Below are 24,957 nucleotides of genomic sequence, written 5' to 3'. Positions count from 1 at the left end.
AGATCAGTTAGAAGTAATCGCAATTGACCAATTAGTACCACAAGATCATTTGGTGCGTAAAATTGAATCTGCTATTGATTTCTCCTTCATTTATCCATTGGTTGAAAAACTCTATTCAAGACTAGGCCGTCCGAGTATTGATCCTGTTGTATTGATTAAAATGACATTTATTCAATATGTATTTGGTATACGCTCTATGAGGCAAACCATTAAAGAAATTGAAACAAATGTTGCATATCGCTGGTTCTTGGGATTCGGTTTTTATACAGAAGTTCCTCACTTCTCTACCTTCGGTAAGAATTATGAGCGTCGTTTTAAAGAAACCGATCTATTTGAGCAAATCTTTTATCGTATTCTAAAAGAGATTACAGATAAAGGTTTATTGAGCGCAGATCATGTATTTATTGATTCAACTCATGTTAAAGCTAGTGCTAATAAACGTAAATTTGAAAAGAAAACAGTAAGAAAAGAAACTCGAGCTTATGAAGCGAAACTTCAGGCTGAATTAAATCAAGACCGTATTGATAACGGAAAGAAACCTTTTCCACCTGAAAAGTTTGAAAAGGAAGAGAGAAAGGAGATTAAGGAAAGTACTACTGACCCTGAAAGTGGGTACTACGTAAAAGATGAAAGGACAAAACAGTTTGCTTATTCTTTTCATGCTGCTACTGACCGGAATGGTTTTGTGTTAGGCTCCATTGTAACGCCAGGAAACATTCATGATAGTCATATGCTTCAACCATTAGTAGAGAAAATAATGGATAAAGTAAAGAAACCTTTAGCTGTTGCTGCTGACGCGGCATATAAGACTCCTGCAATTTGTAATTTTCTTATAGAGAATGGCATCACTCCTGCACTTCCTTATACTCGACCAAAAACAAAGGAAGGGTTCATCCGTAAACATGAATACGTTTATGATGAGCACTATAATTGCTATATCTGTCCGCAAGGAGAGATATTATCATACACAACAACCACGAAGGAAGGATATCGGCAGTACAAATCCAATCCCTTGAAGTGTTCAAAGTGTCCTTTACTAGAACAGTGTACTCAGAGTCAAAATCATCAAAAGTTAATCCAACGCCATATCTGGGAAGACTATTTAGAAGAAGCCGAACACCTTCGTCATAAACAAGAAGTAAAAGAAATATATGCACGTCGAAAAGAATCCATTGAACGAGTCTTTGCAGATGCAAAAGAAAAGCATGGTATGCGATGGACAACCCTACGGGGACTTAAAAAATTGTCCATGCAGGCGATGCTAACTTTTGCTGCAATAAATCTTAAGAAATTAGCCAATTGGACTTGGGGAAGTCCAAAAATGGCATGAAAAATATGAATAATAGGTAATTTACACATATTTTTAAGATAGATTCTAAGAAGAAATTCAAAAATCAAAAAGGCATTTGGGAAAGAAAGCTTTCCCAAATGCCTTTTGTCTTCAATCTGAGGTCAATCCTTTGGAGGATTGACCTTTTTATATTATTATTTAACATAGTAAGATGACTAATCCAGTGAAAATGTTTGCAGTAAATAATAAAGGGGATCATTATCGTTCGCATTTCCAAATGTGAAAAAAATTTAGTGTGAGTATATAATGAAAAAATATAGGAATAACAAGTATTTTATCCTAGGTGTAGAAGTTGGAGTTAATAGTAATGGTTGAATTTCTTATATAACTTATCGTAAGATGTAATTATGAGACTAACTTTTAGTACTAGATTATAAATTTTACGATCATGTTTACTCATGCATGATCATATGATTAAGGGGTGCCTAAGCATGCTAAAAATACAAGAAATTAGAGAAATTATTAAACTTATTGATCAATCTTCTATTCATGAATTTTCATTTGAACACGAGGGTTCAAAGTTAAAATTAAAAAAACAACAACAAGAAGTTGAAACGATTGTTCGCAATGTAGTTTCTTCACCAGTACAGGAAGCGATCCAACCTCAAGTTGTGCAAAATCAAGCACCAATTGTTGAGACTCCTGTCCAAGAATCAGTAGGTGAATCTACAAAGGCTGATACAGCAAATTTACATAAAATTGTATCCCCAATGGTTGGGACATTTTATTCAGCATCCTCACCTGAAGCTGGTAACTATGTAGAAGTAGGCTCAAAGGTTACAAATGATACAGTTGTTTGTATTGTAGAGGCTATGAAGTTATTTAATGAAATTGAAGCAGAAGTGAAGGGTGAAATCGTTGAAGTTCTTGTTCAAAATGGACAACTTGTCGAGTACGGTCAACCTTTATTCCTTGTAAAGCCAGAGTAAGGAGCTATTAATCATGATAAAGAAACTATTAATTGCTAATCGAGGAGAAATAGCTGTTCGAATTATTCGAGCATGTAAAGAACTTGATATAGAAACGGTTGCTGTTTTTTCGGAAGCAGACAGAGAGGCCTTACATGTCCAGCTTGCAGATGAAGCATACTGTATTGGACCTACATCTTCAAGAGATAGCTATTTAAATTTTACAAATATTATTAGTGTAGCAATGTTAACTGGCAGTGATGCTATCCACCCAGGCTATGGATTTTTAGCGGAAAATGCCGATTTTGCTGAACTATGTAAAGAGTGCAATATTATCTTTGTCGGACCTAGTGCTGATGCAATTTCGAAGATGGGAACAAAGGATGTTGCAAGAGAAACAATGCGTGAAGCTGGAGTGCCAATTGTACCTGGCTCACGAGGAATTATTGAAAATGTCGATCAAGCAAAGCAATTGGCCAATGAAATGGGCTATCCTGTAATTATAAAGGCTACAGCTGGTGGCGGCGGAAAGGGTATTCGCGTTGCTCATGATGAAGAAGCTTTAATTAAAGGAATAGAAATTACTCAACAAGAAGCTGCAACAGCATTTGGAAATCCAGGTGTTTATATTGAAAAATATATTGAAGATTTTCGTCACGTCGAAATTCAAGTATTAGCTGATTCCTTTGGAAATGTTATTCACTTAGGTGAACGTGATTGCTCTATTCAGCGACGTCTGCAAAAGTTATTAGAAGAAACTCCATCCCCTGCTTTAGATGAATCAATTCGTGAGCAAATGGGGGAAGCTGCTGTTAAGGCTGCTGCAGCTGTTAATTATACTGGTGCAGGTACAGTTGAATTTATATTTGACCATATCAATAAGAAATTTTATTTCATGGAAATGAATACGCGAATTCAAGTAGAACATCCGGTTACTGAGATGGTAACAGGTATTGATTTAATTAAAGAGCAAATTAGAGTTGCTTCTGGAGAAAAGTTATCAGTTACACAAGATGAAGTTGTTTTTAATGGATGGGCTATTGAATGTCGAATAAATGCTGAAAATCCTGAAAAGAATTTTATGCCATCTCCAGGGAAAATAGAGATGTACTTGCCGCCTGGCGGTCTAGGTGTTAGAGTAGATTCAGCGGCATATCCTGGATATTCTATTCCACCGTTTTATGACTCAATGATTGCTAAACTGATTACATATGGTGCGACTAGAGAAGAAGCGATTTCTCGAATGAAACGTGCGTTAAGTGAATTTGTTATTGAAGGTGTTTCTACAACAATTCCGTTTCATTTAAGACTTCTTGAGCATGAAAAATTTGTTTCAGGTGATTTTAACACGAAGTTTTTAGAAATGTATAAGGTCATGGATTCATAAAATTAATTGGAGGTGCTGACTTTTGAAAGAAACCAATAATGTTTTAGAAATGAATCAAGATTATAATGGTTTAGGTAAAGTGGAGATCGCTCCTGAAGTTATTGAGGTCATTGCTGGTATTGCAGCATCTGAAATTGAGGGAGTTGCCTCAATGAGAGGGAATTTTGCTGCAGGTGTTGCTGAAAGACTTGGGAAAAAGAATCACGGTAAAGGTGTAAAAGTTGACTTATCCGAAGAAGGGATCATTATTGATGTATATTGTGTAATGATTTTCGGTGTATCAATTCCTTCTGTAGCCCAAAAAGTCCAAGATAATATTCGTCAAGCACTACTTAACATGACTGCTTTAGAAGTGAATGAGGTTAATATTCATGTTGTTGGTGTACAGTTTGAATCAAAAACACAAGAAACAGAAGTAGATCAAGAAATGTAATTTTTGTTGATGAGTTTGTTTATACTCGTCTACTCTAGGGTGAAAGATAAAACCAGAGGGTTCATTCCCTTTGGTTTTTTTAAATATATCGATAAATGTAAAATTATCATTGTTAAAGAATCGTAGGTCTGGTTATATTGATAATAGAGGATTACGAAAAATTACGAATGTTTAAAACGATGTAGGTGCTTTTTATTCGGAAAATACATAAAAAAAGTGATATTTTACATGAATCTAACCAGTAGATATGGTATGATCACGTTATGACATTCGAGATAATTTTTATATATTAAAGGAGCAAGAAAGAATGAAACGTAGAACAGCGAGAGAAAAGGCACTTCAGGCATTATTTCAAGTAAATGTAAGTAAAACGGATCCAAATGAAGCAATCGTACATGCGTTGGACGAGCAAAAGTCTGATCAATTTATGGAGTCTCTTGTTTTTGGCACAATTGAGCATGAAAAAGAACTTGATGAGCTAATAACTCCACATCTTGTGAATTGGACAATTGATCGATTGGCAAATATTGATAAAACGATATTACGTATGGCTGTTTACGAATTAAAGTATGAACACGATATCCCAGCGAATGTCACACTAGATGAGGCAGTTGAATTGGCTAAAGCCTTTGGAGATGAACAATCAAGTAAATTTATCAATGGTGTTCTTTCTAAAATAAAAAAAGACATAGAAAATTGATATTTAGAGGAGGAAATAGGTATGGTTGCAACAATTATTGATGGAAAACAATTATCACAACAAAAGAGAAGTGAACTAGCTAAGGAAGTAGAACAGATAAAAGCAAAAGGATTACTTCCTAAGCTTGTTGTTATCTTAGTTGGGGATAATCCTGCATCAGTTTCATATATTCGGGGAAAGCAAAAAGCATCTGAAGAAATAGGAGTTGGCTTTAAATTAGAGCATTTCCCATCAACCTTAACTGAAAAAGAGCTTCTAGATGTTATTGAAAGTTATAATAATAATGATGAATACCATGGAATATTAGTTCAACTACCTTTACCTGATCATATCAATGAAACAGCGGTTGTTGAAAAGATTTCTCCTTTAAAGGATGTTGATGGTTTCCATCCAATTAACATTGGTCGAATGATGACAGGGCAAGAAACATTTCTTCCTTGTACACCAGCAGGGATTGTTGAGATGATTAAATCTGTAGGTGTAGAAATCGCTGGTAAAAATGTTGTAGTTGTCGGTAGAAGTAATATTGTTGGTAAACCTGTTGGACAGCTCCTTTTAAATGAGCATGCAACCGTAACATATTGTCATTCCAAAACAAATAATTTATCTTCCTATACTAAGGAAGCAGATATCCTTGTCGCTGCTGTTGGACGGGCTAACTTTATTAAAGGCTCTGATATAAAACAAGGTGCAGTTGTTATCGATGTTGGTGTGAATAGACTTGACAATGGTAAATTATGTGGTGATGTAGTATTTGATGAAGCAAAAGAGATTGCAAGCTACGTAACACCAGTTCCAGGTGGGGTTGGTCCAATGACAATTACAATGTTAGCACATAATACTGTTCAGTCTGCTAAGCAATTTTTGAATAGAAAATAAACCTCTTGTACGTTTGAATAAAAAAAGCTATATGATGTTGTGGACGGGGTAGTTGCTCCGTCCTTTCCTTCATTAGGTATTAGAACGGAATAAGGAGGTTGTTTTATGAGCGAAATAAAATATGTAACTGTTACAGCATTAACAAAATATATAAAGCGAAAATTTGATGTTGATCCTCACTTATCAGATATTTGGATAAAAGGGGAACTTTCTAATTTTAATCTACATAGCCGTGGACATATGTATTTTACTCTTAAGGATGAAAAGGCAAGAATCCAGGCTGTAATGTTTGCTGGGGCTAACAAGTCTTTAAAATTCAAACCCGGAAATGGAATGAAGGTTTTAATTAGAGGGGAAATAACGGTTTATGAACAAAGTGGAGGGTATCAAGTATATGTAAAAGAAATGCAGCCTGATGGAATTGGCAGCCTTTATTTAGCATATGAAGAATTAAAAAACACTTTGCAAAAGGAAGGGTTATTTGACCCGATTCATAAAAAACCAATACCGAAATTTCCTAATCAAGTAGGAGTTATTACATCTCCAACTGGTGCAGCCATCAGAGATATTATGACAACAATTCATCGACGTTACCCACTTGCAAAAATAATTCTTATACCAGCCCTTGTACAAGGGGATCATGCAAAAGAGTCGATCGTAAAAGCAATAAAACGTGCAAATCAAATAGAGGGAATGGATGTATTAATTGTTGGCCGTGGTGGTGGTTCGATTGAGGAGCTGTGGGCATTTAATGAAGAAATTGTTGCAAGAGAAATATTTGCTTCTTCTGTTCCTATTATTTCTGCCGTTGGTCATGAAACAGATTTTACCATTGCAGACTTTGTCGCAGATTTGCGAGCTCCTACGCCTACAGGTGCTGCCGAAATGGCTGTACCCCACTTTTCAGAATTGTTAGATCGCCTTTTAGATAGGAAGAATAGATTAAAAAGAACGATGCAAGAAAAAGTCTCCTCAAAAAGGGAAAGATTAAAACACTTTCAAACTTCCTATGCGTTTCGATATCCAAAACAATTATATTTACAAAAGGAGCAGCAGCTAGATATAATAGTTGAACGACTTTTTAAAGATGGACAAAGGGCAATTTCATCTAAAAAAGACGCTTATATAAGCATTAATAATCGCTTGAAGAACGTACATCCAAAAGAGCAAATTAACCGGTCAAAGGATGCGTATCGTACGTTAGTGAATTTATTAAATCGAGAAATGAAAGCAGTTTTATCAGAAAAAGATGCTCAATTTCAACAAATGATAGCAAAATTAAGTGCTTTAAGTCCTTTAAAGGTTATGGAACGCGGATATAGCCTTGTCTATCAGGATGATAAGCTGATAAAAAGTGTAGACCAATTAAAAATTGATCAACAGATAAAGGTTCAATTTATGGATGGAAAAATTGACTGTCAAGTAAAGGGTATAGAGGAGCGAACTGTTAATGAGTAAAGAAATTCAATCTGAAATTAGCTTCGAAGCAGCTATGCAGCAATTAGAAGAAATTGTCGGTAAATTAGAAGAAGGCGATGTACCGTTAGAAAAAGCTATCGAATATTTCCAAAAAGGAATGGAACTTTCTAAAATATGTAATGATAAGTTGCAACATGTTGAAAAACAAATGGATTATATTTTAAGAGATGATGGAGAGTTGAAGCCATTTGAACTTCAGGAGGAAGATAAATCTTGAAGATGAAATTAAGTGATTTTTTAGATCAGAGTAAAGAGAAAATTGAAGTGGCGATGTCAAGTTATGTTGAGAGCTTAAACACTCCAGATTTGTTAAAAGATGCAATGCTCTATTCATTAGAAGCTGGAGGGAAAAGGCTGCGTCCTATCCTTGTATTAGCTTTGCTACATACTTATAACAAACAAGAAGACATTGGGATTTCTACAGCTTGTGCAGTGGAAATGATTCATACTTATTCGCTAATACATGATGATTTACCATGTATGGATGACGATGATTTACGCCGAGGAAAGCCTACTAATCACAAGGTATTCGGTGAAGCGATGGCTGTACTTGCAGGTGATGGGTTGCTTACCCAAAGCTTTTCATTAATAGTAAATGATTCGAAACCTTCACCAGAGAAAAGGCTTCGGATTATTTCCGAATTAGTGTATGCTGCTGGTGTAGAAGGAATGGTCGGAGGGCAAGTAGCGGATATGGAGGGGGAAGCTAAAAGTCTTTCCTTAGAGCAATTACAATATATTCATGAACATAAAACAGCAAAGCTACTAGGTTTTTCAATTGTTTCAGGAGCTATTTTAGCTGATGCACCTGAAGATGATATTGAGAAATTAAGAACATTTGCTTATCATCTTGGAATTGCATTTCAAATACGTGATGACATTTTAGATATAGAGGGACAGCAAGAGCTAATTGGTAAACCAATTGGTTCAGATATCTTAAATGAAAAAACAACATATCCATCAATCTTAACAATCGATGGTGCTAAAGAAAAACTAGATAGTCATATTAAAGAAGCGAAATCGTTATTAAACAGTTTATCTGTAAAATCAGATTTGTTAATAGAGATTTGTGATTTAATGGCAACGCGTAATCATTAATTTAAAATAAAATGAGGAACAAAACCGTTTCCGTTTGGCAGCGGTTTTTGTTCTATAAATAGACCAAAGTATGATTATATATTGTCACCACTAATATTATATGGTAAGTTTTTTTTCTACACGTAAAAGAAACTAAAAATAATTATTCGTTTTCAATAAATGAAGTTTACGATAAAATAAATAGATAAGACTAGTAATAATAGATCAAATACGTATTATAGAATCAAACTGAACCGAAAGTGAGTGATCCATTTGGATCTTCTATCAATAAAAAACCCGCGTTTTCTAAAAAAACTATCAAATAATGAGCTTGAACAGTTAAGCGCAGAGATCCGTCAATTTTTAATCAATAAACTTTCTGAAACAGGTGGACATATTGGGCCAAACCTTGGTGTTGTTGAGCTAACAATCGCTTTACATAAAGTATTCGATAGCCCAAAGGATAAATTTATTTGGGATGTTGGTCACCAATCATATGTTCATAAAATTTTAACTGGTCGTGCTAAAGAATTTGATACTTTACGTCAATATAAAGGGTTATGTGGATTCCCGAAGAGAAACGAATCAGAACATGATGTGTGGGAAACCGGTCATAGTTCAACCTCCTTGTCGGCGGCTATGGGGATGGCGATTGCTCGGGATATTAAAAAAACAAAAGAACATATTATTCCAATAATTGGCGATGGTGCCCTAACGGGTGGTATGGCTTTAGAAGCATTGAATCATATCGGTGATGAGAAGAAGGATATGATTGTAGTCCTTAATGATAATGAAATGTCAATTGCGCCAAATGTAGGTGCATTGCACAATGTTTTAGGTCGATTACGAACTGCTGGAAAATACCATTGGGTTAAGGATGAACTCGAATATATATTAAAGAAAATCCCTGCTGTAGGTGGGAGATTAGCATCAACAGCTGAAAGATTAAAGGATAGCTTAAAATATATGCTTGTTTCAGGTGTATTTTTTGAGGAATTAGGATTCACCTATTTAGGTCCAGTTGATGGGCATAATTATGAAGATTTATTTGAAAATCTCCAATATGCTAAAAAAACAAAAGGCCCAGTGCTTCTTCATGTTATTACAAAAAAAGGGAAAGGGTATCAGCCTGCTGAGACTGATAAAGTTGGTACTTGGCATGGTACAGGTCCATATAAGATTGAAACAGGTGATTTTGTTAAACCTAAAGTAGTAGGGCCAGCTTGGAGTAAACTAGTTAGTGAAACAGTCAGAAAGCTAGCACGAGAAGATAAACGTATTGTTGCTATTACCCCAGCTATGCCTGTTGGTTCTAAGCTTGAAGGATTTGCTGAAGAGTTCCCTGATCGCATGTTTGATGTTGGGATTGCTGAACAGCATGCTACAACGTTAGCAGCTGGCTTAGCGACGCAAAATATGAAGCCATTCCTGGCGATTTATTCTACGTTTCTACAACGTGCATATGACCAAGTTTTACATGATATTTGTCGACAAAACTTAAATGTATTTATCGGAATTGATCGAGCAGGACTTGTTGGTGCAGATGGCGAGACACATCAAGGTGTGTTTGATATTGCCTTTTTAAGACATATTCCAAACATGGTACTGATGATGGCCAAAGATGAAAATGAAGGGCAACATTTAGTTAATACTGCCCTTAAATACGATGATGGTCCGATTGCTATGCGCTATGCTCGTGGAAATGGACTTGGTGTAAAGATGGATGAAGAGCTAAAAGAAATCCCTATCGGTACATGGGAAGTTTTAAGAGATGGCACAGATGCTGTAATTTTAACCTTTGGTACAACGATTGAGATGGCATTAGAAGCAGCAGAAGAAATGGCAAGACGTGGTCTATCTATTCGGGTTGTTAATGCACGATTTATAAAGCCAATGGATGAAAAAATGCTACATGACATCTTCTTAGAGGGTATTCCAGTTTTAACGATTGAAGAGGCTATTTTACAAGGTGGTTTTGGTAGTGCAGTCCTAGAATTTGCACAAGAAAACCATTATGTTCAAGCATTGATTTCTCGAATCGGAATTCCGGATCGATTCATTGAACATGGAAGTGTTTCGAAATTGTTAGAGGAGATTGGCATGACGACAGAAAATGTCATTGAAACATTAACATCAATGATTCCGACAAAGGAGAAAAGAGTATTAAAATCATGAGTAATAGCAAAAAGGAAAGATTAGATATCCTATTAGTCGAGAACGGCTTATTTGAATCGAGAGAAAAGGCAAAAAGAGCGATCATGGCTGGGATTGTTTATGGGAATGAGGAACGACTTGATAAACCAGGCGAAAAGGTTTCACGCGATCTTGTTCTTACGATTAAAGGTAATACGTTACCTTATGTGAGTAGAGGCGGATTAAAGCTAGAAAAAGCATTAAAGGTCTTTGATGTGTATTTAGCTGATAAGATTATGATTGATATTGGTTCCTCTACAGGTGGGTTTACAGACTGTGCTCTGCAAAATGGTGTAAAACTTTCATATGCAGTGGATGTTGGGTACAATCAATTAGCATGGAAGCTTAGACAGGACGAACGTGTTGTTGTAATGGAACGAACTAATTTTCGTTACTCAACACCTGCAGATTTTAAAAAAGGGCTACCTGAATTCGCTTCTATAGATGTTTCATTTATTTCCTTAAAATTAATCTTACCGGTGCTTAAAACAATCCTTATGCCACATAGTGATGTTGTTGCATTAGTGAAGCCACAGTTTGAGGCAGGTAGGGAATTAGTTGGGAAAAAAGGGATTGTTCGTGATCCAAAAGTCCATGAACAAGTTTTACAGGAAATCATTCAATTTTCGATGTCAGAGGGATATGATTTTGTGAATTTATCATTTTCTCCGATTACTGGCGGTGACGGTAATATTGAATTTCTTTTGCATTTACGCTGGGAAGGCACTGAAGAAGGCGGGAGAGACCTTTCTTCTAAGTCACCTAGTGTGATTGTTGAGGAAGCACATAACCAATTGTAAAACAGGGGAATAGCCTTAGCTATTCTCCTGTTTTTTATCAATTAATGTGAAAAAAATTGGGATATTCATGCAAATTAAGATACATATTCATGCAGTAGAACTGTCGATACTATGGATGGCTTTATGCATGATTAACAGTGTTAAATTTGATAAAACTGTACTTTTATTGGTTTTTCATATAAGATGTAAGGTATAAACATGCAAAATGCATCGTTGATAAAGGGGTGCTGAAATGAATAAAGGGCAACGTCATATTAAAATTAGAGATATAATTGCAAACAATGATATTGAAACTCAAGATGAATTAGTGGATTTATTAAAGGAAATGGGCTTTAATGTTACACAGGCGACTGTATCTCGAGATATTAAAGAACTACATCTCGTAAAAGTACCTATGCTTGATGGGCGATACAAATATAGCCTTCCTGCAGATCAAAGGTTTAATCCATTACAAAAATTAAAACGTGCATTAATGGATGCATTTGTTAAAATAGACTCAGCAGGGCACATGATTGTTATGAAAACTCTTCCGGGCAATGCAAATGCGATTGGTGCATTAATAGATAATTTAGATTGGGATGAAGTATTAGGAACGATCTGTGGGGATGATACAATATTAATTATTTGTCGCACTTCAGAGGATACAGAAACGATCTCAAAACGATTTTTGGATATGTTATAACAAAAAATACCATTAGCTAAATATATGAAAATTTTTAATAAGAGGTGTGATTCTGTTTGTTAGCGGAATTATCAATAAAAAACTTTGCCATTATTGAATCCTTATCGATTTCATTTGAAAAAGGTCTTACGGTTTTAACTGGAGAAACAGGTGCAGGGAAATCCATTATTATCGATGCTATTTACTTATTAGCAGGTGGAAGAGGCTCTGCTGAATTTATACGTTATGGTGAAAAACGAGCAGAGCTTGAGGGGCTATTTCTTATTGATGAATTAGATCATCCTGTTTATATGAAGTGTGAGGAACTTGGGATTGATGTTAATGATGGAATGATTATACTTAGAAGAGACTTAACTACGTCTGGGAAAAGTATATGCAGAATTAATGGCAAGCTTGTAACGATCGCTATATTACGAGAAGTAGGACAATATTTAGTCGATATCCACGGACAGCATGATAATCAAGAGCTGATGAATGATGAAAATCATTTGAAATTGCTTGATCAATATGGTGGTCAAAAAATAACAAAGGCATTAGAAGGTTATTTAGAAATATATAAACAATATGATGCACTTCGGAAAAAAATTACGCAGCTTTCAGAGAATGAACAAGAAATGGCTCATCGATTAGATTTGCTACAATTTCAATTAGATGAAATTACGAATGCAAACTTGCAACCAAAAGAGGATGAACTGTTACAGGAAGAAAAAATCCAAATCTCAAATTTTGAAAAAATTTTTGAATCACTTAACAATAGCTATAATTCATTACATGGTGAGCATCGTGGTTTGGATTGGGTTGGACATGCGATGAGTAACTTAGAGGAAATAGCTTCAATAAATAGCAATTTAAAGGAATTATCTGAAGTTATTTCAAATGCATATTATCAGCTTGAGGATTTGTCATATCAAGTGCGAAATGAATTAGAGTCATTAGAATTTGACCCAGAAAGACTAAATTATGTTGAAAGTCGTTTAAATGAAATAAACCATCTTAAACGAAAATATGGACAATCTGTTGAGGAAATTTTAATTTATTCAGCAAAAATTGAAGAAGAGTTAGATACGATTAAAAATCGTGATAACCATCTGAATAAATTACAAAAAGAGCTTGATTCGGTGTTAAAGGATTTAGTCTTAGAGGCAAATAATTTAACGATTATTCGAAAGAAATTAGCGAATGTATTAACAGAAGAAATTCATAAAGAATTAAAAGAGCTCTATATGGATAAAACAACCTTTGAGGTTAAGTTTATCACAAAGCCTCTGTCAGATACTGAACAAAAATTTACATCAACTGGAATTGACAATGTTGAATTTTATTTATCAACAAATCCAGGAGAACCTTTAAAACCATTAAATAAAACTGCATCAGGTGGAGAGCTTTCTAGAATTATGTTAGCAATGAAAAGTATTTTTTCACAGCATCAAGGAATTACGTCAATTATATTTGATGAGGTTGATACTGGTGTAAGCGGTCGAGTTGCACAGGCAATAGCTGAAAAAATATATCGTGTTTCCAACGGTTCACAGGTGTTATGTATTACACATCTTCCTCAAGTTGCAGCAATGGCTGATACACATCTTTATATTGCAAAGGAAATTAAAGATGGACGAACAAAAACAAGTGTGAAGCCGCTTGAGGAGACTGAAAAGATAAAAGAAATCGGACGAATGATTGCTGGTGCTCAAGTAACTGAGCTTTCAAAGGAACATGCTAAGGAACTGCTTGAATTAGCAAATACATCAAAACGGTAAAAGCTGCTATTAGGCGGCTTTTTCTAATATTATTATTCATTTTTCTAATTATAATATAACGAGGCAAAACAACAAATATACATGATACTTAAAAGAAAACCTTTAATTTTCTTATGTTTCCTGTTATAAATCATCATGCAAAAGGCTAAATTAAAACTGTAGCCATATATAGATGTGGTGTGTGTTAGGAGCGAGGAGAGTGAAGGTTTTTGCAGACAGATAAAATGAGAAAAATAATTGGTGTAATTCTCCTTGTTTCACTTATGGGTTTAGGATTTGTTAAAGAAGTTAAGGAATACGTTAAATTACCAAATCAAATCTTTGTATTTGAATCACAGGTAGCAAGCGTACAAAGTTCAATACCTGCTAATACCTCTGAAGAAGTAAAAGAGGCGTTTACAGTTCAGAAAAATAGTGATGGAAAAACAATTGATGTTCACGGGAAAAAAGCTGGTGAAGGAGAAGTTGTTTTTGACTTAGCTGGCTTTCCCGTAAAAAAAATCGGTGTTAATGTCTTACCGGATTTCAGGGTCATACCTGGTGGGCAATCAATAGGAGTAAAACTAAATACTCTTGGCGTATTGGTGGTGGGACATCACCAAGTAAATACTTCTGAAGGAAAAAAATCACCTGGTGAACTAGCAGGTGTACAGGTTGGTGACATAATCACAAACATTAATGGCCAAAAAATTGAGCAAATGAGTGATGTGACACCGTTTATCCAAGACGCAGGTAAAACAGGTAAGCCTCTCGAATTAGTTTTGAAAAGAGAAAATAGTGAAGTGAAGACAAAATTATATCCTTTAAAAGATGAAAATGATAGTTCCTATCGGATTGGTTTATATATTAGAGACTCAGCAGCAGGTATAGGAACGATGACGTTTTATGATCCTAAATCAAAAAAATATGGAGCTTTAGGACATGTTATTTCTGATATGGATACGAAAAAACCAATTGTTGTTGATGATGGGCAAATTGTCCGCTCGACAGTAACTTCTATCGAAAAGGGGAGCAATGGAAATCCTGGTGAGAAGCTTGCGAGATTCTCGGGTGATCGACAAGTAATTGGAAATATTACACGAAATAGCCCATTCGGTATTTTTGGCGAGCTACATCAAGAGATAAAGAACGGGCTTATTGATAAAGCTTTACCAATTGCTCTTTCAAATGAAGTAAAAGAAGGTCCAGCCAAAATCTTAACTGTCGTTGAAAATGACAAGGTGGAAGAATTTGATGTAGAAGTAGTAAGCTCTGTTCCACAAAAATTTCCTGCAACTAAAGGAATGGTCATTAAAATTACAGATAAAAGACTTTTAGAAAAAACCGGTGGAATTGTACAGGGAATGAGCGGTAGTCCAATTATCCAAAATGGAAAAGTTATTGGAGCCGTAACACATGTTTTTGTTAATGACCCGACAAGCGGTTATGGCGTTCATATCGAATGGATGTTAAATGAAGCAGGTATCGATATTTACGAAAAACAACAACAAAAGGTAAGTTGAATGAAAAACTGTCAAGAGTTATTCTTGACAGTTTTTCATTTTACAGCTTTCAATTTCTTTTATTGTTATGTAAAATAAAGAAGAAAAGATTTTTCGACAAAAGTACTTTAATAAAATCTGTCAAATGACATATTTGGTCGAAAAAGTGAGCGTTTTGAAGAAAAAGAGAGATAATCTACATTTTTTAAAGTTTTTTTAAAAAATAAAAGGAATTCTTCTCACATTGTCGAAATTGTTAGGTATAATCTGTATAGATATAAGATAAATTGGCAAAAAGAGACTGAGGAGGACAAATTTGTGAGCAAAATAAAAGTTTGTATCGTTGATGATAATCGGGAGCTTGTAGGGTTACTAGAGGAGTACCTTTCAAGCCAAGATGATATGGAAGTAATTGGTTTAGCTTATAATGGGCAAGAATGTTTAACAATGTTAAAAGATAAAACTCCAGATGTTTTAGTATTAGATATTATTATGCCACATTTAGATGGTTTAGGTGTTTTAGAAAGACTAAGACAATTTGAAGGTCCACAACCAAATGTGATTATGCTGACTGCTTTTGGTCAGGAAGATGTAACTAAGAAAGCAGTTGATCTTGGTGCAGCTTATTTCATTCTAAAACCATTTGATATGGAAGGCTTAGCTAGTCATATACGTCAAGTGAGCGGAAATGCAGCACCTCTAATTAAACGTACTAGTACGACAATTAGAACATCCAATGAATCCCAAGGAAAAGGGAAAAATCTTGATGCAAGCATTACAAGCATCATTCATGAAATTGGCGTACCAGCACATATAAAAGGCTATTTATACTTACGTGAAGCAATCTCAATGGTTTACAATGACATTGAATTACTTGGTTCGATTACAAAGGTGCTTTATCCAGACATTGCAAAAAAATACAACACAACTGCATCACGTGTTGAACGAGCGATCCGCCATGCAATCGAAGTCGCTTGGAGTCGTGGAAATATTGAATCCATTTCGTCTTTATTCGGTTATACAGTAAGCATGACAAAAGCTAAGCCGACAAATAGTGAATTTATTGCGATGGTTGCGGATAAGCTTCGTTTGGAGCATAAGGCTAGCTGAGCGGGCTTGATGCTTGTATTGTCAAGGGATTGAAGTGAATTGTAAAATTTGGATAACTGACACAAGTTATCAACTAATTTTTAATTATATACCGGTTACTGTTAAACCTTCCTATTTATTGGTTAAATACCAAAAAGGGAGGTTTTTTCTATGTCTAAGATTGAATTTTAAATAGAAAATTTAATATTTTACTGTGATTCAAAGAATTGGTCACGAAAAACATTAGCGAGCTATGAGCAAACATTGAAGCTCTTTCGGGTTTATTTGGATTAAGAATTGAAAATTACAGATATCAACAAAGTAAAATCTGTACACATTAGACAATATGTCAAATATTTACGAGAAAGAGGAAAGTACACAGTTGTTTCAAGTGAAAAATCTAGAAAAATAAATCATCCTGATCATAGGCATGACTTTAATAAATCTATTTCGGAATCTACTGTTGCTAACTATTTACGCAATATAAAGGTAGTTTTCAACTTATTTGAATCAGAAAGGGAAATAAAAATAAATCCAGTATCTAATATCAAAAATATTAAGCCTAAAAGAAAGCAAAAGGCATTACTAGATGTTGAGGAAATTAGAAGGGGATTAGAGAGTACATTGGACCTGACAGTTTTCCATTCCTACAGGTGATGGGTTCAAACAAGACTTATGCTTAATATTTAATGCTGTAGTCCAAAATGGTGGATGTAAAGAAAATTCAATTCTTCTAAATACAGCTCAAGAGATAGTTTTTATATTTAAGAACTGAACATCCGTTATGGGATTAGCAGCTTACGATAGTGATTCTAAATCAATGTTGCAATACTAGTGGATTACTCAGTACACTACACCAATCGCTGATTTTGAAGCAATCTGTGCTTATGTAAGACAGAAAAGTTGTATTAGAGATGCCTATTTAACATAACAATGGCGAATAGGCAAGTTATGAATCCTATTGATATGGTATATTGTTTCAGATAACGAAATACCCACGATTTTAACTTTGGCATTTCTAACATGTTTGAATAAAAATACGTAAAAAGAGACAAATTTAACGCAAAAACCCCTGAAACACATACCGGGGTTTTTATTAATTTATTTTTTCTTTCCACAAATTATACACTTTTCAGTGTAGTAATCATATTTATGGTATTTGCGTAAAAAACAAAGAATCGATTTCAACTTTTTCATTTGCTGTAGCTCCTTAGATGTTAAGATGATATTAACGATCATACAGAACTAATGTTATTCAACTATTACGAACGATTTAAAAAATATGACAATACTATTAAATTAAAGTAATAAGTGAATTATTGTATAAAGATTCACATTATTTATTAAAAATTATGAGATTTGCATACGATTGAGATAAAAATCCGCAGAAAGTAAAATGTTATGTATTAAAAATTGTATTTTTTGAGTGAATATTAAGTTTACTTAATCCTGGAGTTAAGTTTTCATATTTATCCTTTATTCGAAAATTTTACAAAAAAATACAACACAACTGCATCACGTGTTGAACGAGCGATCCGCCATGCAATCGAAGTTGCTTGGAGCATAAGGCTAGCTAATCATTATCCATATAGACAAAAAAACCAGTGAGATAATTCACTGGTTTTTATATATTCATTACACTTCTTTTAAAACAAATAACCTTGAAGAGTAATCATGTGGATGTTCTCTTGCCCAGTATTCATTTGCACGGTCTGTGTAGTTTTCATTAAGAATGATGCCGATATTCATTAGTTCATCGCCATAATGTCTTGTATCCATTCCTTCAATTTCATACAATTTATCAGCGTCAAGTCCTTTTAATTTAATGCGATAATATTTGTCATTAGGCTTTGCAAGAACTTTGTAGTAGCCAACAATCGCCTCACTCTTATTCTGTGAAACGACCATCCAAGAAACCTCATTTGACTCAAACGGACTTAATAAACGATAGAAGGCACCACTGCGAATTAAGTCACGTTTCTCCTTAAAGAAGCTTACTTGTTCCTTCACTTTTTCTTTTTCTTCATCGCTTAACTTAGTAATGTCTAGTTCATATCCAAATGTTCCAAAATATGCAACATTTGCACGTGTATCAATTGATGTCATCCGGCCAACTTGATGGTTAGGAATTGCTGAGACATGGCTGCCGATAGAGCTTAATGGGTAAACCATTGAAGTACCGTACTGGATTTTTAAACGCTCAACAGCGTCTGTGTCATCACTTGTCCAAGTTTGTGGAGCATAATACAATAAGCCCGGATCGAACCGTGCTCCACCGCCAGCACATGATTCGAATAATATTTCAGGGTATTTTTCAATTAAACGCTCATACAAGTCATAAACTCCAAGAATATATCTGTGGAATACTTCACCTTGTTGATCGATGTCTAAGCTAGTTGAATAAGCTTCTGTAATATAGCGGTTCATGTCCCATTTTATATATGAGATTTTTGAATCAGAAATGATGTCATCCATTAATTGGAAGATATAATCAACAACCTCTTTCCGTGAGAAGTCTAATACAAATTGATTACGGCCATGTGAAGCACCTCGGTCAGGGGTAGAGATCATCCATTCAGGATGTTCCTCAAATAATTTCGTCCCTTTAGAGACCATTTCAGGCTCAAACCATAGACCGAATTTCATTCCTAGCTCACAAACCTTTTCAGAGAGTCCTTTAATCCCATTTGGAAGTTTGTCTTTATTAACAAACCAGTCTCCTAGGGAGCTTGTATCATCATGTCGTTCCCCGAACCAACCATCATCTAATACAAATAGTTCAATCCCTAATTGATGGGCAGTTTTTGCAATGTCTAATACTTTTTCTTCATTAAAATCAAAGTAGGTCGCTTCCCAGTTGTTAATTAAAATTGGGCGGACTTTATCACGCCAATATCCTCGTACAAGTCGCTCTCTATATAAATCGTGGTATGTTTGACTCATTCCATTTAATCCATGCTCGCTATAAACGATAACACATTCAGGAGTTTGGAATGTCTCATTTGGGTTTAGCTTCCATTTGAATTGGAATGGGTTTATCCCCATCATCACTCTGCTAACACTGTATGTGTCTACTTCTACTTGTGCTAAAAAATTTCCGCTATAAACTAAGCTGAAACCATATACCTCACCGTGATGTTCAGTTGCATCAAGACGCTTTAATGCAATGAATGGATTATGAGCATGACTGCTAGCACCTCTCGTAGAAGATACTGATTGTACTCCTTTAAATAGCTTTTGGGATTCAACATGAGTCTCGCGTGCCCAAGCTCCATTTAAGTGAAGCATTTCATATTGGTCATCTGGAAAATCGATGCTTGCACTCATCGCATTGTGAAGATAGAATGATTCATTCCCTTCATTTACAAATCTTGCGTTGCGGGTAATGACATTTCTTTTTTGATAAATAGTGTAACTTAAGATGAGTTTGCTCTTTAACACTTCATCATATAATGTAACTTCTAATGTATCGGCTTCTTGATTATCCTCAACATATGTTGCAGGCAATTGCTGAAGATGGGGTTTACCAGAAATGATTTGATAGCTATGGAACTGATAATTAGAAATATGGCTACCAATATTATTTTTAATCATATGGGCAGAGTAGCGAAAATCAGTTGACCCATAGCTAGGATATTCTTGTTTAATATGCTCTAGTGATGAAGTATGATCACCTTCAAATAAATTACATGAAGGACGAACCTCACGTTCAATTAAATGATAGAAAGATTCGCGATGTTTTATTTTCTTTCCGAAATAAAGATGTTCTAATAGATTGCTTTTTTCTAGTACTCTAAAAATATAACTTATATTGTCGTTATATAAATGAAACTCCTTTGTTTGCTCATTAATTTTAATTGCCAAATGTCTTCACCTCATCAAAAAAAATTTATGTAACCCTTTACAGAATAGTTTAGCAAGAGGTTGGAAATAAAACAATACATTTTAAGTAAAATAAAGTAATCGATAAGTTTAGATGGTATAAAAAAAGGAGGTAGGACTTAAACCTACCCCCATTTTATTAAATGTCCAGAATGGGACAGCCCACCACCAAAACCATATAATAATAAATGCTGCCCTGCTTTCACTTTCCCTTCTTTAATTCCAATATCTAGAGCTAACGGAATAGAAGCAGCTGAGGTATTGCCAAAGTGAACAAGACTTGTAAGAGTTTTATTGATTGATAGACAGCTTTTATCACAAATTGATTCAATCATTCTTAAATTTGCACTATGTGGGATAAACCAGTCGATATCTTGTAATGGAAGATGACTTTTTTCCATTAATGTCTTTATTCCTAAAGGAACTGTAGAAACGGCCCATTTATAAACCTCTCGTCCATTTTGAACAAGGAGCTTTTTATCCTCTAACTTTGTTGTAAACATTGTATCAGAAAGATTTGTACCGTATAGGCTTAATGCCTTTTCACCTTCAGACGCAACGTGTGATGCTAAAAAGCTTCCTTGCTCATCATACTCGACAAGTACTGCTCCTGCTCCATCCCCAAAAAGAATACATGTTGAACGATCAGTGAAGTCTGTAATTTTTGAAAGTGTTTCAGCTCCGATAACAAGGATTTTTTTATGAATACCAGAAGAAATTAGACCATTAGCCAAATGAAGCCCATATGTAAATCCTGCACAAGCTGCATTAAGGTCAATAGCTCCTGTTTTATTTAACCCCAATTTACCTTGGATATATGATGCTACACTAGGTGTAATATAATCTGGTGTTAAAGTGCAGACGATTATCATATCTACATCATAAATATCCTTGTTATAACGAGTAATTAAATCCTCAATAGCCTTTATACTAAGATCGCTTGTATATTCATTGTCAGCAACAATTCTTCTTTCCTTGATTCCTGTACGACGAGTAATCCATTCATCATTTGTTTCTACCATATTTTCAAGATCATGATTTGTTAAGATTTTCTCTGGTATATATGTGCCAATTGCAGTTATACGAGCTTTAGAAATCATCATTATCCACCTTCCTTCGTCTTTATACCTAATAATAACATCTGTATATAATATCTGGTACTAATTTTTAATTAAAAAAAGGAATGAATTGATAAACAAAGAATTACTAATATGTGAGCTTACGGGAGAAGTCTAAAAAAAGAAAGACATTTATATTTAGTCTTTCTTTTCATTGCTTTCTTTTGCATTCACTTCAGCAAGCTTAACAAGTAAAATATGCTGTGGCATATGCATAATTTGTTCTAATGGGACATTCAAAGATTTTGCTAATTTTTGTGCAGTTTCAGCAGATATTTGTAATGGTCTCATAACAACCCTCCTACTCACTATTTTACACGAAATGAAGGTGCAAACAAGATGAGTTATATATTTGGTCATCGGGGAGCTGCAGGAAATTATCCAGAAAATACAATGTTATCGTTTATCGCTGCAAGAGAAGCTGGTGCTGATGGTATTGAGTTAGATGTTCAAATGACGAAAGATGGTGAATTAGTAGTCATCCATGATGAAACAGTTGATCGAACAACAAATGGAACTGGATTTGTTAACAATTTTACATACAAAGAATTGGCGAAATTGGATGCGAGCTACTCTTACACACAGTATCAAGGAAAAGCTTTTATTCCATCATTAGTAGAGGTTTTGGAATGGGCAGCAGAATCTGGTGTCTTATTAAATATTGAACTGAAAAATGGAGTAATTGATTACCTTGGAATAGAGGAAAAGACAATTGAGTTAATTTATAAATATAAACTTGAGAGCAATGTATTTATATCCTCTTTTAATCATTATAGTCTAGTAGACTGCAAACAAATTTCGAATGAAATCGAAACCGCAATACTATATATGGAAGGGTTATATAAACCGTGGGAATATGCTGCAAGTATCGGTGCAACAGGGTTACATCCTCATTATATTGCCGCTAGAAAAGAAATTATTACACAGGCTCAAAGCAGTGGAATAGCTGTAAGACCTTTTACAGTAAATGAAAAACAGATAATGAAACAGCTTATTGAAAGTGGCTGCACAGCGTTTATTACTGACTATCCCGAACTTGCTGTGTCATTACGTGAGGAATAAGAAAAGAGAGTGGATCGCTCAAATGATCCACTTTCTATCTTAACATTTTTCCTCATATTTTTATGGTATTTATTATTAGAACAACACTTATTTTCACTTCTACTTATTTCTTCGAAAACCTTTTTTGAACCTTATTACGCTTCCGATCTCGATAAAAGATAAAACCTGCTACAAAACTTAACCCACCTAGAAATAAAATCAGTCCAATTAAAAACTGTAACCATAAATATGGAATTGGATAATGGAGAAATCCAAATGTCATATCACGCATTAGCTTAATGCCATATACCGCAAGCGCAGCAGGAATGACCATAATTAGTAGTGCAATTATTCGTGACATATTCATAAAATTCCTTTCATTTACTCAAATTAATTGTCTGTTTCTCTTTCACGTTTGTCAAGAAAAATTCTATACGCTATGATAGAGGTGTGCAATTTTTTGCAAAGTCCTTAATAATGAATGTTTAATACATGTTAATAGATGAAAGTGTTTTAAGTGCGGTAGAAAATAAGGGGGAAAAATAAGGTGAAACGGGTCATAATTATTGGTGCAAATAATGACGGTAAAGAGCTATTAGAACTTTTATCGACGTTAAATGGTTTTGAAATTGTTGCAATAGTTGATAAAAATGAACATTCTGTCGGAAAGAAGCTAGCTCGAAAGTTAAATATAGAAATTAGTACAGATTGGCGAACGTATAAAGATCATTATGTAGACTTTATTATTGATACAACTGGAAGTAAGGAAATTACTGAACAGTTAATGCTTGAGAAGAAGAGGAATGTAACAATTATCCCAAAAGAAACGGCGATGCTTATACGGGATGTATTAAATACGAGAAAGGCGATTTTTGGCAGTCTTGAAAAAAAGGAGCATTTTCAGCAACTAATTTTTGACTCCATTCATGATGGGATGATTGTTATTGATATAGAGGAAAAGATTATTCTTTTTAATAAAAAAGCAGAACTTATTACTGGAGTACTTCGAGAAGGAATTCTTAAAAAAAAGGTATCAGCAGTATTTCCATCAAGTAAGCTTGTTAAAATTCTTACTAGTCGGGAAGTTGAGGTAAATGAGGAGCAAGTATTAGATAACGGAAAAAAAATTATTTCTACAAGAATACCGTTAATTGATAAATCAGGTAATCTCTTAGGTGCTCTTGAGATATTTAAAGAAATGAAGGATGTCGTTCAATTAGCGGGAGATGTAACGAATTTAAATTTTAATCATATGATTCTAAAAGCAATTATAGAATCTTCTGCTGAGGGGATTTCAGTAGTAGACGAAGAGGGAGAAGTTTATTTAATAAATAATGTCTTCAAGAAGCTTGCGAATCTTTCAAATGAAAATGTTATTGGAAAACCTTTAATAGATGAAATATTCGATGGGGAAAATGTTCATAAGAAGGTATTTCAAACTAGACGTCCAGTAAGAGACGTAAGAAAAATTGGACAAGATCAGAAAGAGGTTCTAGTTAATGTAACTCCTGTAATCGTTGATGGCAAATTAAAGGGGAGTGTAGGGGTATTTCGTGATTTATCATTGCAGCAGAACTGTGAAAATGAATTAAATCGTGCTAGACAAATTATTCGCAGTCTTGAATCAAAGTACTCATTTGCTGACATTATTGGTGAAAGTGAAGAGATGAAATTAGCAATTGAACAAGCAAAATTTGCTGCAAAAACTCCCGTAACAATTCTTTTAAGAGGTGAGAAGGGGACAGAGAAAGATAGGTTTGCTTATGCGATACATAATGAAAGCGTGCGAAAGTATAACAAATTTATGCGGATAAACTGTGCAGCTTTTGATGAAAAATCACTGGAAAGGGAGCTCTTTGGTTATGAAGAGGATAGTCTAAATCGCTTAGAGACGACTGAAAATAAAGGAGTATTTGAGCTAGCTAATAATGGAACGGTCTTTTTAGATGAAGTTGGGGAATTATCAGTTGAGATGCAGTTGAAATTATTAAAATTTATTCAGAACAATACGATCGTTAAAGTTGGAGGCGATATACCAATACAAGTAAACGTTCGAATCATCGCGGCAACTAATTTAAATATTGAAAAGGCAATGGCTGAAGGGAATTTTCGTGAAGATTTATATTACAAATTAACCCGTTATCCAATTTCAATACCTTCATTAAGAGAGAGAAAAGAAGATTTACCTGCCTTATGTCATTGGTTTATTAAACTAATTAATCAAGAAAGTGGTCGAAGGATTCATTGTATATCAAATAAAGCAATGAAGCATTTAATGAGCTATAATTGGCCTGGTAATACCCGTGAACTCGAAAATATTCTTTCTAGAATCGTTTTATTTATGGAACCACAGGAAACAACAATATATGATAAACATCTTAATGTGATTCAAGGGCTTATAAATAGTAATCCCCCTAGAGAACATGAAAGTGTCGAATACGAGAATGAAACCTTAGCTGAAGCAATTGAACGTGTCGAAGCGGAAGTAATAAAAAAGTCGTTAATATTACATGAGTATAATCGAACAAAAACAGCAAAAGCTTTAGGTATATCGTTAAGGAATTTATATTACAAAATGGAAAAGTATCAACTTGCAAATAATAGCATGGATTGATAATGAAATTTGCAAAAATGTGCAAATTCGTTATATGATAGTAAGAGAGCTAAGTTTAGGGAATCTAAAAAGTTTTTTTCTTCTTA

Annotated in this window: 22 protein-coding genes and 1 pseudogene; 19 read left to right on the top strand and 4 right to left on the bottom strand. The window is 34.5% G+C overall.

Annotation, left to right across the window (positions count from 1 at the left end; all coding sequences use genetic code 11):
* The 17 genes and pseudogenes from ACTJJ9_RS18095 to ACTJJ9_RS18015 form a co-directional block, all read left to right on the top strand.
* Positions 1–1,330, top strand: a 1,330-nt coding sequence (locus ACTJJ9_RS18095) for an IS1182 family transposase (RefSeq protein WP_440768791.1), incomplete at its 5' end; no start/stop codon positions are given.
* A gap of 452 nt (positions 1,331–1,782) precedes the next feature.
* Positions 1,783–2,280: an acetyl-CoA carboxylase biotin carboxyl carrier protein gene (accB, locus tag ACTJJ9_RS18090; protein WP_095299880.1), complete on the top strand. Its 498-nt coding sequence runs from the start codon at positions 1,783–1,785 to the stop codon at positions 2,278–2,280.
* A gap of 13 nt (positions 2,281–2,293) precedes the next feature.
* The gene (gene accC, locus ACTJJ9_RS18085) at positions 2,294–3,646 is read left to right on the top strand and encodes an acetyl-CoA carboxylase biotin carboxylase subunit (RefSeq protein ID WP_095299881.1); all 1,353 of its coding nucleotides are present in this window, start codon (positions 2,294–2,296) and stop codon (positions 3,644–3,646) included.
* A 49-nt stretch (positions 3,647–3,695) separates the two neighbouring features.
* Complete coding sequence (locus ACTJJ9_RS18080) at positions 3,696–4,079, top strand: Asp23/Gls24 family envelope stress response protein (protein ID WP_145582604.1); 384 nt, start codon at positions 3,696–3,698, stop codon at positions 4,077–4,079.
* A gap of 307 nt (positions 4,080–4,386) precedes the next feature.
* The gene (gene nusB / locus ACTJJ9_RS18075; protein WP_095299882.1) at positions 4,387–4,779 is read left to right on the top strand and encodes a transcription antitermination factor NusB; all 393 of its coding nucleotides are present in this window, start codon (positions 4,387–4,389) and stop codon (positions 4,777–4,779) included.
* A gap of 21 nt (positions 4,780–4,800) precedes the next feature.
* The gene (gene folD / locus ACTJJ9_RS18070) at positions 4,801–5,658 is read left to right on the top strand and encodes a bifunctional methylenetetrahydrofolate dehydrogenase/methenyltetrahydrofolate cyclohydrolase FolD (RefSeq protein WP_095299883.1); all 858 of its coding nucleotides are present in this window, start codon (positions 4,801–4,803) and stop codon (positions 5,656–5,658) included.
* 105 nt (positions 5,659–5,763) lie between these two features.
* Positions 5,764–7,116, top strand: coding sequence for an exodeoxyribonuclease VII large subunit (gene xseA / locus ACTJJ9_RS18065; protein WP_145582601.1), 1,353 nt, complete (start codon positions 5,764–5,766; stop codon positions 7,114–7,116).
* Positions 7,109–7,354, top strand: coding sequence for an exodeoxyribonuclease VII small subunit (locus ACTJJ9_RS18060; protein WP_145582600.1), 246 nt, complete (start codon positions 7,109–7,111; stop codon positions 7,352–7,354). Before xseA ends, ACTJJ9_RS18060 begins: the two co-directional genes overlap by 8 nt.
* Complete coding sequence (locus tag ACTJJ9_RS18055) at positions 7,351–8,235, top strand: polyprenyl synthetase family protein (RefSeq protein WP_440768790.1); 885 nt, start codon at positions 7,351–7,353, stop codon at positions 8,233–8,235. The genes ACTJJ9_RS18060 and ACTJJ9_RS18055 overlap by 4 nt, the downstream gene beginning before the upstream one ends.
* A gap of 252 nt (positions 8,236–8,487) precedes the next feature.
* Positions 8,488–10,389 (top strand): 1-deoxy-D-xylulose-5-phosphate synthase, encoded by a 1,902-nt coding sequence (dxs, locus tag ACTJJ9_RS18050; protein WP_145582599.1) that lies wholly within the window; start codon positions 8,488–8,490, stop codon positions 10,387–10,389.
* The gene (locus ACTJJ9_RS18045) at positions 10,386–11,207 is read left to right on the top strand and encodes a TlyA family RNA methyltransferase (protein ID WP_145582598.1); all 822 of its coding nucleotides are present in this window, start codon (positions 10,386–10,388) and stop codon (positions 11,205–11,207) included. Before dxs ends, ACTJJ9_RS18045 begins: the two co-directional genes overlap by 4 nt.
* 232 nt (positions 11,208–11,439) lie before the next feature.
* Positions 11,440–11,889, top strand: coding sequence for a transcriptional regulator AhrC/ArgR (gene ahrC / locus ACTJJ9_RS18040; protein ID WP_095299888.1), 450 nt, complete (start codon positions 11,440–11,442; stop codon positions 11,887–11,889).
* Between the two features lie 56 nt (positions 11,890–11,945).
* Positions 11,946–13,646 (top strand): DNA repair protein RecN, encoded by a 1,701-nt coding sequence (recN, locus tag ACTJJ9_RS18035; RefSeq protein WP_145582597.1) that lies wholly within the window; start codon positions 11,946–11,948, stop codon positions 13,644–13,646.
* A 224-nt stretch (positions 13,647–13,870) separates the two neighbouring features.
* On the top strand, positions 13,871–15,148 hold the full coding sequence (gene spoIVB, locus ACTJJ9_RS18030; protein ID WP_255451930.1) for a SpoIVB peptidase: 1,278 nt from the start codon (positions 13,871–13,873) through the stop codon (positions 15,146–15,148).
* 297 nt (positions 15,149–15,445) lie between these two features.
* On the top strand, positions 15,446–16,237 hold the full coding sequence (gene spo0A / locus ACTJJ9_RS18025) for a sporulation transcription factor Spo0A (protein ID WP_095299891.1): 792 nt from the start codon (positions 15,446–15,448) through the stop codon (positions 16,235–16,237).
* Positions 16,238–16,513: 276 nt separating this feature from the next.
* Positions 16,514–16,873 (top strand): hypothetical protein, encoded by a 360-nt coding sequence (locus tag ACTJJ9_RS18020; RefSeq protein ID WP_145582595.1) that lies wholly within the window; start codon positions 16,514–16,516, stop codon positions 16,871–16,873.
* Between the two features lie 789 nt (positions 16,874–17,662).
* Positions 17,663–17,779 (top strand): annotated as a pseudogene (locus tag ACTJJ9_RS18015) (sporulation initiation factor Spo0A C-terminal domain-containing protein); the annotation flags it as partial.
* Positions 17,780–17,851: 72 nt separating this feature from the next.
* Here the strand turns inward: ACTJJ9_RS18015 and ACTJJ9_RS18010 are convergent.
* The 3 genes from ACTJJ9_RS18010 to ACTJJ9_RS18000 form a co-directional block, all read right to left on the bottom strand.
* Positions 17,852–20,080, bottom strand: coding sequence for an alpha-galactosidase (locus ACTJJ9_RS18010; RefSeq protein ID WP_145582594.1), 2,229 nt, complete (start codon positions 20,078–20,080; stop codon positions 17,852–17,854).
* A gap of 143 nt (positions 20,081–20,223) precedes the next feature.
* Positions 20,224–21,201, bottom strand: a complete 978-nt coding sequence (locus ACTJJ9_RS18005; protein ID WP_145582593.1) for a ketoacyl-ACP synthase III — start codon at positions 21,199–21,201, stop codon at positions 20,224–20,226.
* Between the two features lie 153 nt (positions 21,202–21,354).
* The gene (locus ACTJJ9_RS18000) at positions 21,355–21,507 is read right to left on the bottom strand and encodes a YycC family protein (RefSeq protein WP_145582592.1); all 153 of its coding nucleotides are present in this window, start codon (positions 21,505–21,507) and stop codon (positions 21,355–21,357) included.
* 48 nt (positions 21,508–21,555) lie between these two features.
* Here ACTJJ9_RS18000 and ACTJJ9_RS17995 point away from each other — a divergent pair, with 48 nt between their 5' ends.
* A complete protein-coding gene (locus tag ACTJJ9_RS17995) occupies positions 21,556–22,278 on the top strand; it encodes a glycerophosphodiester phosphodiesterase (RefSeq protein WP_440768789.1) in 723 nt (240 codons plus the stop codon).
* Between the two features lie 103 nt (positions 22,279–22,381).
* Here the strand turns inward: ACTJJ9_RS17995 and ACTJJ9_RS17990 are convergent, their stop codons facing one another.
* Entirely contained in the window at positions 22,382–22,618 is a 237-nt protein-coding gene (locus ACTJJ9_RS17990; protein WP_095299897.1) for a DUF2627 domain-containing protein, read from the bottom strand.
* A 186-nt stretch (positions 22,619–22,804) separates the two neighbouring features.
* Here ACTJJ9_RS17990 and ACTJJ9_RS17985 point away from each other — a divergent pair, with 186 nt between their 5' ends.
* Complete coding sequence (locus ACTJJ9_RS17985; RefSeq protein WP_440768788.1) at positions 22,805–24,871, top strand: sigma 54-interacting transcriptional regulator; 2,067 nt, start codon at positions 22,805–22,807, stop codon at positions 24,869–24,871.
* The last annotated feature ends 86 nt before the right edge of the window (positions 24,872–24,957 follow it).

Origin of the sequence: Metabacillus sp. 22489 (genome assembly GCF_052044855.1) — a bacterium.
In the GTDB taxonomy this organism is placed as follows: domain Bacteria; phylum Bacillota; class Bacilli; order Bacillales; family Bacillaceae; genus Metabacillus; species Metabacillus niabensis.
The sequence above is the reverse complement of the archived record's forward strand: the minus strand, read 5'-3'. Positions and strand labels throughout refer to the sequence as shown.

Excerpts from the sequence above, each read along its gene's own strand:
- ACTJJ9_RS18060 (WP_145582600.1), top strand. The coding sequence starts at position 7,109 with ATGAGTAAAGAAATTCAATCTGAAATTAGCTTCGAAGCAGCTATGCAG.
- accC (WP_095299881.1), top strand. The coding sequence starts at position 2,294 with ATGATAAAGAAACTATTAATTGCTAATCGAGGAGAAATAGCTGTTCGA.
- spoIVB (WP_255451930.1), top strand. The coding sequence starts at position 13,871 with ATGAGAAAAATAATTGGTGTAATTCTCCTTGTTTCACTTATGGGTTTA.
- ACTJJ9_RS18080 (WP_145582604.1), top strand. The coding sequence starts at position 3,696 with ATGAATCAAGATTATAATGGTTTAGGTAAAGTGGAGATCGCTCCTGAA.
- ACTJJ9_RS18000 (WP_145582592.1), bottom strand. The coding sequence starts at position 21,507 with ATGAGACCATTACAAATATCTGCTGAAACTGCACAAAAATTAGCAAAA.
- xseA (WP_145582601.1), top strand. The coding sequence starts at position 5,764 with ATGAGCGAAATAAAATATGTAACTGTTACAGCATTAACAAAATATATA.
- nusB (WP_095299882.1), top strand. The coding sequence starts at position 4,387 with ATGAAACGTAGAACAGCGAGAGAAAAGGCACTTCAGGCATTATTTCAA.
- ACTJJ9_RS17990 (WP_095299897.1), bottom strand. The coding sequence starts at position 22,618 with ATGTCACGAATAATTGCACTACTAATTATGGTCATTCCTGCTGCGCTT.
- folD (WP_095299883.1), top strand. The coding sequence starts at position 4,801 with ATGGTTGCAACAATTATTGATGGAAAACAATTATCACAACAAAAGAGA.
- ACTJJ9_RS18005 (WP_145582593.1), bottom strand. The coding sequence starts at position 21,201 with ATGATGATTTCTAAAGCTCGTATAACTGCAATTGGCACATATATACCA.
- ACTJJ9_RS17995 (WP_440768789.1), top strand. The coding sequence starts at position 21,556 with ATGAGTTATATATTTGGTCATCGGGGAGCTGCAGGAAATTATCCAGAA.
- ahrC (WP_095299888.1), top strand. The coding sequence starts at position 11,440 with ATGAATAAAGGGCAACGTCATATTAAAATTAGAGATATAATTGCAAAC.
- accB (WP_095299880.1), top strand. The coding sequence starts at position 1,783 with ATGCTAAAAATACAAGAAATTAGAGAAATTATTAAACTTATTGATCAA.
- ACTJJ9_RS18045 (WP_145582598.1), top strand. The coding sequence starts at position 10,386 with ATGAGTAATAGCAAAAAGGAAAGATTAGATATCCTATTAGTCGAGAAC.